This window comes from Streptomyces sp. NPDC048383, from assembly GCF_040651775.1.
Taxonomy (GTDB): domain Bacteria; phylum Actinomycetota; class Actinomycetes; order Streptomycetales; family Streptomycetaceae; genus Streptomyces.
The window spans coordinates 48,641-61,147 of sequence record NZ_JBEZKS010000002.1 but is presented as its reverse complement, the minus strand read 5'-3'; the positions used below and the strand labels follow the sequence as shown (position 1 = coordinate 61,147).

The window sequence follows — 12,507 nt, the reverse complement described above, 5'->3', positions numbered from 1 at the left end:
GCTCAGTCCCGTCCCGCGGCCTTCAGGCACAGGCAGACGTACTCGACGAGCCGGCCCACGCTCAGTTCGATGATCTCCTCCAGCTCCATGGAGGCCACGAACTCGGCGAAGTTGACCAGACGGCCGTAGCGGTCCTCCAGGAGGCCGGCGAGGGTGACCAGGTCGATGCTCTCCAGTTCGAGGTCGCGGCCGAACCTGGTCTCCATCCCGATCTCGGTGTCGTCGAGTCCGTACTCCCCGAGGACCTGTTCGATCATGCCCGTCAGGTCGGCGAGGACCGACGCCTCGTCGGCGCGCACGGCGTCCCTGGGCGAGGGGACCACGGGCACGGGCGGGGAATCGGCGCGCACGCCGTCGGCGGGCCAGGGGTCGGCGGGCGCGGGGTCGACGGGCGCGGGGGCGCCGGGCCGGGTGGTGGTCACGTCTGGTTCCCTTCGTTGCGGATGGTGCCCGCCGCCGGCTGGTCCGGTTCCGGGCCGGTGGTCCAGGCCACGACGTACGCCCGGGTCGGCAACCCGGGTGGGTTCGCGACCCGCTCGCAACTCACCCCGTACGTCCGGGCGGGCGCGGGCGGTCCGGCCGGTGGGCCCGGTCGGCGCACGGTCACGGTCAGCCGGTCCGCCCGCGCGGCCGTCACCGCGAAATCGCGGGGCCGGCCGGCCAGGCCGGTGCCCTCGGCCTTGGCGACGGCCTCCTTCGCGGCCCAGAACCGGGTGAACCACACGGCCGGTGAGTCCTCGCCGCCGGCGGTCACGGTCGCCAACAGCTCCCGTTCGGCCGACGAGAGCGCGGTGGCGACGGTCGCCTCGGCGGGCGCGGAGATCTCCTCGATGTCGATGCCGGGGCCACCCCGGACGTCACCGTCGCGGGGCCCGGCGCCGCCCGCCCGGGGCCGGGCGAGGGCGACGCCCGCCTCGGCGCGGTGCGCGATCGACACGTCCAGCGGCGGAAGCTCCCGGCCGTGGCGCCCGGTGACGTACGGCCGACCCGACTCCTCGTTGCGGACGAGCAACTCGGCGGGGTAGACGGGCCCCTCGCCACCCTCCCAGAGCAGTCGGCGCACCGCGTCCTTGGCGGCGATCCGGCCCAGCAGCCACTGCCGACGACCCCGGGGCGGCCGCCGCGCGTACGTCGTGCGTTCCGGGCCGCCCAGCGCGTTGCGCATGATCAGCTCCCGGGAGGCGAGGTCCGGCCAGCGTTCGTACACCAGCGACCAGCCGCCGGGCCTCGCGGCGGAGAGGGTGTTGCGGTCCGGGAACCGTTCGACCGGTCGGGTGGTGGGATCGTTGTCGAAGCGGCGGTCCTGCCAGCCGGAGAGCCGGGCCCACACCCGGCCGGAGACGGTGAGCACCGCGTCCGCTTCGAGCACCGCGTCCGTCAGGGACACGATCCGGATCACGCACTCCACCGGTGTGCCGGGGGCCGGGTGCGGGCCGAAGAAGCGCATCTCCCGCATCCGTACCGGGAAGACCACGGTGCGCTCGGTGTGCGTGGCCATGATCCAGTAGCCGAGGACCTGCCCCACGTTGTCCAGCAGCGCGCCGGGCGCCGACGGGGTGGTCAACGTGGCGCGCACGTGCCGGTCGCCGATCGCGGACAGCCGGCTCATGCCCCGGTACGCCGGGCCGTGGAACATCCACCGCTCGCGGTAGACCTGCGCGGCGGTGTGCGCGGGCACCCGCTCGGAGCCGGGGTCGGGAGGCAGCGGCGCGGCGGGTGCCGGGGCGTGGCGCTCGGCGAGCTCCACCACGGCGCGGGCGTCGGGGCCGAACGACACGGCGACCCGGTCCGGACCCCGCGGGGTCACGGTGACGGGGACGTCGACGGGGTCGGCGGCCGTCAGCCAGCGGTCGAAGCAGGCGTCGTGCACCGCCACCGCCACGTGCCCCGGCGCCGAGCGCTCGGCCGCCGCCATCAGGTGGGCGACGATCGTGGTGGCGGGCACCACGGGCCACCGGTCGGCGACGTCGGGCCAGCCTGCGCGCTGCGGGAAGAAGCAGTGGTCGAGCAGGTACGGCATGCCGTCCACGCCGATCCGGACGGTCTCCTGCCGGACGCGCGCCTCCGCGGCCCGCGCCTCCGCGGCCCGCGGCGGCGGTGGGTCCGCGGCCACCGCGCGTCGGGGTGCGGGGCCCGCCGAGCCGGTGGGTCGCGGCGCCGGCGGGCGGCGCGGCGCGGGAGCCCGCCCCGCCGCGGCGGCGATCAGGGTCGCGGCCGTCCGCGCGGTCTCGTCCAGCAGGGCCGACAGTTCGGCCGCCACCGGTGAGGCGGACGCGGCCGACCCGAGGACGGCGACCGGATCACGGGTCAGTGCCGCCACGAGCGCGGGATCGGGCGGCAGGTCCACCAGCGCCGCGCCCAGGTCGAGACGGACGCCCCGCCGGGCCGGCCCGCCCGAGGGCGCGGAGCCGGCCGGCACCGACAGCCGTCCCGTACCGTCGTCGAGCCCGCCCCCGGGCCCGTCCAACACCCGGGGGTCGGTCTCCGCCCCGGCGGTCCACAGCGCGGTGGCCACCCGCCGGAGCTGCGCCAGGCCGCTGCGGTGCGGGGAGTTGGCGGCGACGACCAAGTGGTCGCGCCCGGCCAGGGTGTCACCCACGAGGGAGCCGAGCTGCCCCGGACCGGCCTGCACGAAGGCGCGGAAACCGGCCGCGTACAGGGCCTCCGTCAGCGCGCGGAAACGCACCGGTTCGAGGAGGTGCCGGACGAACAGGGCGCGGACGGCGGCCTCCTCGGAGGGGAAGGGGGCCGCCGTGGTCCCCGACCAGACGGGGACGTGCGGGGCCCGCAGCCGCATCCGGTCGGCGGCCTCCCGGAACGGCGCCAGGCACGGTTCGAACATCGGGGTGTGGAAACCGGACCGGAACGGCAGTACGCGCACGAGCACCCCCTCGGCACGCAGTCCGATCGCGAACGCCTCCACGGCCTCCGGAGGCCCGCACACCATCGACTGGTTCGGAGCGTTGTCGTGGGAGAGGACGACGGACGGGTGCCCGCCGCCGGCCAGCACCCGGGCCACCCGGTCGGCGTGGGCGCCCACGGCGGCGTACGCGAGGTCGGCGGCCCGCACCGCCTCCGGGTCGAGGGCCGCCATGAAGGCGTCCACGGCCGCCTCCTCGTACAGTCCGCCGACGACCATCGCGGTCCATTCGCCGACGCTGTGCCCGGCGACCGCGTCGGGGACGACGCCGATGCGGCGCAGGGCCGTGTCGAGCAACCGGCCGACGGCCACGACACCGAGCCCGTGCCGGCCGAGCCCGCCGGTCCCCTCGTCGGGGAGCGGCGGCCGGGGCAGCCCGAAGTGGTCGGCGACGTCGTCCACCCGGGGCGCGAACTCCCCTTCCAGCCCCGGGAACAGGAACGCGGTCCGGCCCCCCCGCGCGCCGCCCAGGAGCGGACGCGGGCTGAAGAAGACATCGCTGCGCCCCTGCCACGCCTCGCCCTTGGCGACCACCCGCCGGGCCAGCGCGAGCCGCTTGGGCGTGGGACCGACGATGCCCAGCCGTACGGGCCCGCCGACGCCCGGCGACGAAACCGGGTCGGGGGCGTCCAACAGGGCGGCGAGCGCCTCCGGCGTCCGCGCGCCCAGCAGCAGCACCCGTTCGCTCTCCTCGACCACCACCCGGCGAGTCGCCGGGGCGGGCCGGGACGCGGCCGCGCGGGAGGGGTGGTCGCGACCGACGGGGGCCTGTTCGAGGACGACGTGCGCGTTGATGCCCCCGAACCCGAACGCGTTCACGGCGGCGCGGCGCGGCCGGCCGGGCCCGCTCGTCCAGGGCTCCGCCTCGGCCAGCGGACGGAACCGGGTGGCGGCCAGCGCCGGGTGCGGGTCCTCGCAGTGCAGGGTGGGCAACAGCGTGCCGTGGTGGACGGCGAGGGCGGCCTTCACCAGGCCGGCCACCCCGGCCGCGGGCATGGCGTGCCCGATCATCGACTTCACCGAGCCGATCACCGGCCGGTCCGCCGGACCCGCCCCGGACGCCGGCGCCGGCCCGAACACGTCCAGTAGGGTCGCCAGTTCGGCTGCGTCACCGGCCGGAGTGGCCGTGCCGTGGGCCTCCAACAGCCCGAGGGACCCGGGCTCGGCGGGATCGAGGCCCGCCGCCCGCCACGCGGCCCGCACCGCCCGGCTCTGCCCGGCGGGATCGGGATTGACCAACCCGGACGCACGGCCGTCGCTGCTGACCCCGGTGCCCCGGATCACGGCGTACACCCGGTCGCCGTCGCGCTCGGCGTCGGCGAGGCGCTTGAGCACCACCACGCCGGTCCCCTCACCGATGAGGATGCCGTCGGCGCCCCGGTGGAAGGGCCGGATGCGCTCGCTGGGGGAGAGGGCGCGCAACTGTGAGAAGACGCTCCACAACGTGATGTCGTGGCAGTGGTGCACGCCCCCGGCCAACATCACGTCGCAGCGTCCCGAAGCCAGCGCGGACACCGCCTGGTCCACCGCGAGCAGCGACGAGGCGCACGCGGCGTCGAGGGTGTACGCCGGGCCGCGCAGATCGAGCCGGTTCGCGACCCGGGACGCGGCGAGGTTGGGCACCAGACCGATCGCGTCCTCCGGCCGATCGGGCCCGAGCCGCTCGGTGAACGCCGCCCGGACGCGCTCCAGTTGATCCGCGTCCAGACCCGGCACGAGGTCCCCGAGGGTCCGGACGAGCTGGCGCGCCGTACGGACGCGCTGGTCGAGCCGGACCAACCCCGGCGTGAGGTAGCCGCCGCGCCCCAGCACGATCCCGACCCGGTCGCGGTCGGGCAGCCGCCGCGCGCCGCCCGCGTCCGCGAGGGCGCTCGCCGCGACGTGCAGGGCGATCAGCTGGTCCGGTTCGGTACCGGGCACCGAATGCGGCACGATCCCGAACCGGGTCACGTCCACCTCCGCGACGGCGTCGACGAAGCCGCCGCGCCGGCAGTACACCCGGTCGGCCGCGGCAGGCTCCGAAGCGCTGCCCGGGTGGTAGTAGTCGCGGTCCCAACGCCCCGCGGGTACCTCACCGATCACGTCGACGCCGGCCCTCAGGTTGTGCCAGTACGTCGCCAGGTCGGGCGCACCCGGCAACATCACCGCCATGCCCGTGATCGCGACGGGGGCGTGGGCGGCGCCCTCGTGGGAAGGGAGGGTCATCTCACCACTCCGAGGCGGTGTGGACGACCGCGCGGACGCTCTCCTCGCCCCAGGCGAGCTCCCGCAGCAGGGCCAGGGCGCCTTCCTCGGGGTCGATGAGCGCGATCCCGCGCTGCGCGTAGTGCCGCGCCAACTCGGGGCCGACCATGCCGGTGTGGTCCTCGGACGGAGCCCACGGCCCCCAGTGGACGGTCAGCGCGCGGCCCCCGGTCCGTGCGGCCCAGGCGGAACCGAGCGCCTCCAACGCGTCGTTGGCCGCCGCGTAGTCCGCCTGACCCCGGTTTCCGAGGACGGCGGCGATACTGCCGAACAGCACCACGAACGCGGGCCGCCCGGGCAACTGGTCCACGGCGGCGAGCAGCGCCGCGGCGCTCTCGGTCTTGGTGCCGAAGACCCGCTCGAACGAGGCGACGGACTTCTCCTCCATCAACCGGTCCTCGATGACCCCGGCGGCGTGCACCACCCCGTCGACGCGCCCGTACTCGGCGTGGATCTCCTTGACCGCCTGCAGCACGGCGGGCGCCTCCCGGCAGTCCACCCTGCGGTAGCGGGCCCGACCACCCGCCGCGTGCAGCGCGTCCAACGTCGCCGTCACCTCGCGCCGGGCCAGGACCAGGTCGGCGGCGCGGTCGACCTCGGCGGGAGCGCCGTAGCGGCCCGTGCCCGCGAGCACGGCCCGCAGGGCCGCCCGGTCGGCGGCGCCGGCGGTCTGCGGATCCTCGGGCCCCTCAGGCGCCGGAGTGCGGCCGAGGAGCTCGATCCGGCACCGGGAGGCGGTCGCGAGGGCGACCGCACACCGCGCGGTGATCCCCCGGGCACCGCCGACGAGGACCACGACGCTCTCCCGGTCCAGACCCAGGGCCGCCACCTCGGCCGCGCCCTCCCCGGCCGGCCCCGCTCCCGTGCTGCCCAGGGCGCCCAGCGGCGCGGCGGTCAGCTCCGTCGTGAACCGGCCGGTCACGGTGCGCAGCACCACGGGCGCGGCGTCGTCCGCGAGGAGTTCGGCCACCAGCGCGTCCGCCGCGCCGGCCGGTGACGCGGCGGCGCCCAGGTCCAACCCGACGCCGCGCACGCCCACGGCCGGGTATTCCCGGGCCGCGGAGCGCACCAGGCCGTCCACCCCGGCGGCCCGGATCCCGGGCACCGCGTGGGCGAGGAGCAGCCGGCGGGGTCCGCCGCGCAGGAGGTCCCGCACCAGCGGGAAAGCGGCCGGCAGGAACGGTGCGCCGTCCTCCCCGAGGGCCGCCAGCACGACGACGCCGTCCACCGGCCCGTTCGCTTCGTCCGGAACCTGCTCGGCCGCGAGCACCACCGGCTCGGCGCCGAGCGCGGCCAGCCGGGCGGACAGGTCCGCCGCCAGCCCGCGGAAGGCGCCGGTGCCGTCGCCGACGAGGGCGTACCGTGCTCCGGCGAGCGCGGCCCGTCCTGGCCCGGGCGCCGGCTCGGGCAGCGGGACCGGCAGCATCCGGAACCGGCGGGGGGCGGCGACCAGGAGCGGCCCGGCCGCCGTCGGCGCCTCGTGAGACGCCGGTACCGGCTCCGGCTCCGGCGTCGGCGGTTCCGGCGCCGGCGTCGCCGGTGCCGCCGTCGCCGCGACGTCGGAGGGGGCGACGACCCGGGTGACCAACCAGTGCGCGATCGCCGAGGCGGTCCGGGCGCGGGTCAGTTCCTCCAACTCCGCGTCGTCCAAGGCGAGCGCGGCGGACCCGTCGAGAGCGCCGCCCAGGCGCCGGGCCAGCTCACCGGCGATCTCGGCGCGCTTGATGGAGTCGACACTGAGGTCGGCCTCCAGATCGAGGTCGGGCTCCACCATGTCCAGGGGGTAGCCCGTGCGCTCGCTGATGAGCTCCATCACCGTCCGCAGCACCCCCTCCTCGGTGAGCGCCCCGGACCCCTCGGAGCCGGCCGCGACCCCCGCCGGGACCACCTCCACCACGGCCGGCGTCGGCGGTACGGACCCGGCGTCCGGCACGGCGTACGCCGTGGGGGCCGCCGGGAGCTGCGGCGATGCGTGCGGCACCGAGTGCTGCACCGCCTGTGGCGCCGTCCCGCCCACCAGGGGTCCCGCCTCCGGGGCGGTCCCGAAGTAGGCGAGCAGCACGTCGCGTTGCGCCGCGATCATGTCCCGACTGGTCCGGAGGAACTCGGCGACGAGGGCGTCGGCCGTACCGGGCGCCGGCTGACCGGGGTTCGTTGTCACGGGGATCTCCACGACTCGTCGGGCGGGCGCGAGGGCGCCGGGGAGGGTGTCGCCGGCGGCGGTGCGTACGAGGTGTCCGTCCACCGTCCAGCCGGGCCGGCGCGGTGCGGCCGTCCGGTCGATGTCGACGGCGTCCCGGCCCCGGAACATCCAGTCCGTGACCACCGGCAGTCCGGCGACGGCGAGCCGGGCGAGCGCCTCCAGCAGGTCCGGGAGGCCGCTGCCGGGCCGGGGCTCGCAGGCGACGACGCGGTGCGGGCGCTCGCCGAGGATGTCGGCGACGAGTCGGGTCAGGACCCGGCCGGGACCCACCTCCACGAAGGTGCGCGCACCCGCCTCGTACATCGCCTCGATCTGTGCCACGAAGCGCACCGGGGAGCCGATCTGCGCGGCGAGTTCGTCGCGCACGGCCTCGGCGCCGGCCTCGTACGGGCGGGCGGTACGGTTCGCCCAGACCGGGAACTCCGGCTCATGGAGCGGTTGTTGCTGGAGCACCTGGCGGAATGCGGGGCCGGCGGAGGCGAGCAGCGGGCTGTGGAAGGCGCACGCGACCGGCAACCGCTTCGCGCCGAGACCGGCGTCGCGCAGCGACCGCAGCGCCGCGTCGAGGGCGTCGGTGGGGCCCGAAAGGACGCTCTGCCGAGGGGCGTTGTGGTTCGCGAGGACGAGTCCCTCCGGCAACCGCGGGCCGAGGACCCGCTCGATCTCCTCGGGTGTGGCCGCGACGGCGGCCATGGCGCCGGGATCGTCACCGGCCGCGCCGAGCACGGCGGCCGCGCGGGCCGCGCTGAGGTCGGGCAGGGCGTCGGCGTCGATGACGCCCGCGGCGCACAGGGCGACGAGCTCGCCGTAGCTGTGACCGGCGGCCAGGTCGGGGCGGACACCGGCCCGGGCGAGGACGTCGTACACGGCCAGTTCCACGATGCCGAGGGCCGGTTGGGCGGCCCGGGTGTCGGTCAGCGCCAACCGCGCCCGCTCCCGCCCGGCGTCGTCGAACGAGGCCGGCGGGTGCAGGGCGGCGGGGACGTGCCCGCCGCCACCCGTGTCCAGCAGCCGGCCGAGTTCCGGAAAGGTGGTGAACAAGTGCGCCGACATGCCGGGGCGTTGGCTGCCCTGACCCGGGAACAGGAACGCCGTGCGGCCGGGGTCCTCGCCCGCCCGCTCCGCGAGGTGGACCTCCGGCGACGGCCGACCGGCGGCGCCCACCGGAAGGCCTGCCGCGTCCGGGGCGGCGGTCGCGTCGGACGGCACGTCGCCCGGGGCGTCGGACGGCTCGTCGTCGAGCGCGTCGAGGGCGTCGAGCGCGGCCCCGAGCCGCCGGCGCAGATCGGCCGTGTCGTGCGCGACGAAGGCGGCCCGTACGGGTCCCTGGGCGCGGACGGCGCGGTGCGAGGCGGTGGCGGCCAGGTCACGCAGCCGCCACGGAGCCGTCCCGGCGTCGACGGCGACGACGAGGTCGAGCAACTCGGCGACCGCGCGGCGGGCCCCGTCCGCGGTGACGCCCCGGAAGGTGAACAGCTCCGCCGGCCAGAGGTCCCGTGAGTGGACCGGCGGCGGCCCGTCGCCGCCGTGCGCGGCGAGCACGACGTGGAAGTTGGTGCCGCCGAAGCCGAAGGCGCTCAACCCCGCGAGCCGCCGCTCGGCCGGGCCGGGCCACGGCAGCGCCTCCCGGTGGAAGACGAACGGGCTCCCGCCCTCCTTCCAACCCGGGACCGGCCGCTCCAGGTGCAGCGTGGGCGGCCGGACACCGGTGTGCAGGGCGAGGGTGGTCTTGATCAGCCCGGCCAGCCCCGCGGCGCACTTGGTGTGCCCGATCTGCGACTTCACCGACCCCAGGACGCACGCGCCGCTCACCGCGCCCGCTTCGGCGAACACCTCGGTGAGCACGCCCAGTTCGGTACGGTCGCCCACCACGGTGCCGGTGCCGTGCGCCTCCACCAGGGCGACCTGCGCGGGCGAGACCCCCGCGTTGCGGTAGGCGCGCTCCAGCGCCGCGCGCTGCCCCTCCGGACGGGGCGCCGTCAGCCCGAGCGAGCGGCCGTCGCTGGAACTGCCGACGCCCTTGATGACCCCGTACACCCGGTCACCGTCGCGCTCGGCGTCCGCGAGCCGCTTGAGGACCACGCAGGCGACGCCCTCCCCGAGGACGATGCCGTCCGCGCCGGCGTCGAACGGACGTGACCTGCCGGTGGGCGAGAGCGCGTGCACGGAGGTGAACAGGGCGTAGTCGTTGATGCCGTTGTGCAGGTCGGCGCCCCCGCACAGCATCAGGTCGCTGGTGCCCAGCACCAGTTCCTTGCAGGCGGCGTCGACGGCGGCCAGCGAGGAGGCGCAGGCCGCGTCGACGGTGTAGTTGGCGCCGCGCAGGTCGAGGCGGTTGGCCACCCGTCCGGAGATGACGTTGGCGAGCATGCCGGGGAAGGTGTCCTCGGTGAACCGCGGCAACTGCTCGTCGAGTTCGGCGGGGACGTGTCCGTAGTAGGAGGGGAGCACCGCCCGCAGGGTGGTGGCGTTCGACAGGTCGCTGCCCGCCTCGGCGCCGAAGACGACACCCGTCCGCGTGCGGTCGAAGGCCCGGCCCGCCTCACCGTACCCGGCGTCCTCCAGGGCGCGCCGGGCCGATTCGAGGGCCAGGAGCTGTACGGGCTCGATGTTGCCCAGCGAGGCCGGCGGGATGCCGTAGCGCAGCGGGTCGAAGGGGATCCGGGGCAGGAAACCGCCCCACTTCGAGGCGCTCGCGGCTCCCGGTTCGGGGGAGTGGTGGACGGCCGGGTCCCAGCGCTCCGGGGGGACTTCGGTGACGGCGTCCCGGCCGTCCAGCACCAGGGCCCAGAAGGCGGCCAGGTCCGGCGCCTGCGGGAACATGCAGGCCATGCCCACGATCGCCACGTCCAGCGGTGCGGGTACGGACTCGGCGGCGGCGGTCTCCGCGCCGGCCGGGCGGTCGGCGCGGAGTGCGGTGGAACGCCGGCCGAGGAAGGCGGCGGCCCCGTCGGTGACGGAGGCGTGCAGCGCGGCGACGGTGGTGGTCGTGTCGCGCAGCGCCGCCACCTCACCGGCCATGAACATGCCCTCGGCGTACTGGCGTTCCTCGTCCACCAGCGTCAGGACCCCGTCGGCGTCGCGTGCGACGCCCTTGCTGGCGATGCGCAGCCGGCCGACGTTGAGCCGCTCCAGGCGCTCCCAGATCTCGCGTCCGGGCACTCCCTCGGCGCGCAACCGGGCCTCCACGTCGCGGAAGCCGTCGCTGAACGGGCTGGGCACGCACCGGGTGGCGTGCCCGGGGGCGGTGCGCAGCAGCGCGGTCCGCTCCGCGGCGAGGACCTGCCGTTGGAAGAGGGGGCGTACGGCCCCGCAGGCGACGGCTTCCTCGGTGAACAGGTAGGCGGTGCCCATCAGGACACCCACCGCGCAGCCGCGAGCGGCGAGCGGGGCGGCCAGTGCGGCGACCATGGCCGCCGAGCGGGAGTCGTGGACGCCGCCGGCGAGGAACACCTCGATACCCGCCGCATCGCCCTGGCCCTGCTCCCCGGCCCCGTTCCGGTCCATCCAGTCGCCGATCACGGCGAGTTGGGCCTCCCAGAGCGGGAAGCTGTTGCGCGGCCCGACGTGGCCGCCGCATTCGGCGCCCTCGAAGACGAACCGCCGGGCGCCCTGCTCCAGGTACTGGCGCAGCAGCCCGGGGGAGGGCACGTGGAGGAAGGCCTTGATGCCGTCGGCGTCCAGCGCCCGTGCCTGCGAGGGTCGGCCCCCGGCGATGATGACGTGGGTGGGCCGGTGGGCGCGTACGGCCTCCAACTGGGCGGTACGGGTCTCCTCGGGGGCGAACCCCAGGACGCCGACCCCCCAGGGCCGGCCGGCCAGCGCGGCGCCCGCCTCGGCGAGCAGGGCATGGGCCTGGTCGCGTCCGGCGAGGGCCAGGGCCAGGAAGGGCAGGGCTCCGCCGTCGGCGACGGCCAGGGCGAAGTCCGTACCGTCGCTGACCCGGGTCATGGGGCCCTGGGCGATCGGCAGAGGGGTGCCCAGGGCCCGGCTCATGGGCGATCCGGGCAGCAGGACGTCCGCCGCGGCGTCCCCCTCAACGGCGGCCGACACCGCTTCGGACACGGCGCGTACGGCGCCCGCCGCGTCGCCGAAACGGTCCGCGAAACGGGCCGCAAGGAAACCGTCCTGGCCCACGGGCAGCAGCCGCGTGTCCGGGTCCCGGCCGCCGAGGAGAGCCGCCAACCGCCCGGGTTCGTCGGGTAGTTCGTCCACGGTCCGGGACCCGGGGGTGCGGCGGTGCAGGAACCGGTGGCCGGCCAGGACGGTGGTCTCGGAGCCGTCCATCCCCCGCAGCACGGCGGCGACGGATTCGGGAACCGCCGACTCGGCCAGGAGCGCGAGTTGGGTGTCGAGCACCACGCCCGCGGCCCCGCCCACCACGGCGGCGGCGGCCGTACCCGGCGCCATGCCGCCACAGGCCCAGACCGGTGGACCGTCGGGGCCGACCATCCGGAGCAGCTGTTGGAGCAGGACGAAGGTGCCGAGCTCGCCGATGCGGCCCCCGCACTCGCTGCCGCGCGCGATCAGACCGTGAACACCCCCGGCCAGCGCGGCCCGGGCCTCGTCCGCGCCGGTCACCTCGGCCAAGACGCGCACGCCGGACGGCAGCGCCTCGGGACGCCACGGCGCGCCGACGCCGAGCACGACCGTGTGGGGCGGCGCGCCGTCGCGGGCGAGGGCGTCGAGGGGTAATCGGCAGTGCGGACCGACGCGGACCCCGTGCCGGCCGGGCAGCCACCCGCGCAGGTCACCCCACTCCTTGCGGGCCGCGCGGTCCCCGCTCCCGAGATCCAGCACGCCGAGCCCCCCGCCGCGCGTCACCGCGGCCGCCAACCGCGCGTCGGGCTCACCGAAAGGAGTCATTCCAATGACCAGGTCCAGGACGTGCTCTGCCGACGTCATAATTCTCCGAATGTGCGATGCATTACCCGGGGGGAAATTTCGGTCAAACGAAAGCGCCGAAGGAAGGCATGGGGTCGCGCGCGCCCGCAACAGGAATTCGGGCAGTTCGGTGGACGTAGCGAAAGTAGCGGCAAGTTACTGAAGGGTCAACGCTGCGGCCCTGATCCGCAGGGGGCTCCAGGTCGCGGGCCCGCCCCCGCAACGCGTCCCATTCCGGAAATCGACGGTGCGCGTG

3 protein-coding genes are annotated in these 12,507 nt (G+C 76.3%); all 3 read right to left on the bottom strand.

Annotation, left to right across the window (positions count from 1 at the left end):
* Positions 1-2: 2 nt before the first annotated feature.
* Positions 3-257 (bottom strand): acyl carrier protein, encoded by a 255-nt coding sequence (locus AB0D46_RS03100; protein ID WP_281204746.1) that lies wholly within the window; start codon positions 255-257, stop codon positions 3-5.
* A gap of 161 nt (positions 258-418) precedes the next feature.
* Positions 419-5,125 carry a beta-ketoacyl synthase N-terminal-like domain-containing protein gene (locus AB0D46_RS03095; RefSeq protein ID WP_362875514.1) on the bottom strand — a complete coding sequence of 1,569 codons (4,707 nt, stop codon included), beginning with the start codon at positions 5,123-5,125 and terminating at the stop codon, positions 419-421.
* 1 nt (position 5,126) lies between these two features.
* On the bottom strand, positions 5,127-12,272 hold the full coding sequence (locus AB0D46_RS03090; protein WP_362875513.1) for an SDR family NAD(P)-dependent oxidoreductase: 7,146 nt from the start codon (positions 12,270-12,272) through the stop codon (positions 5,127-5,129).
* Positions 12,273-12,507: the final 235 nt, after the last annotated feature.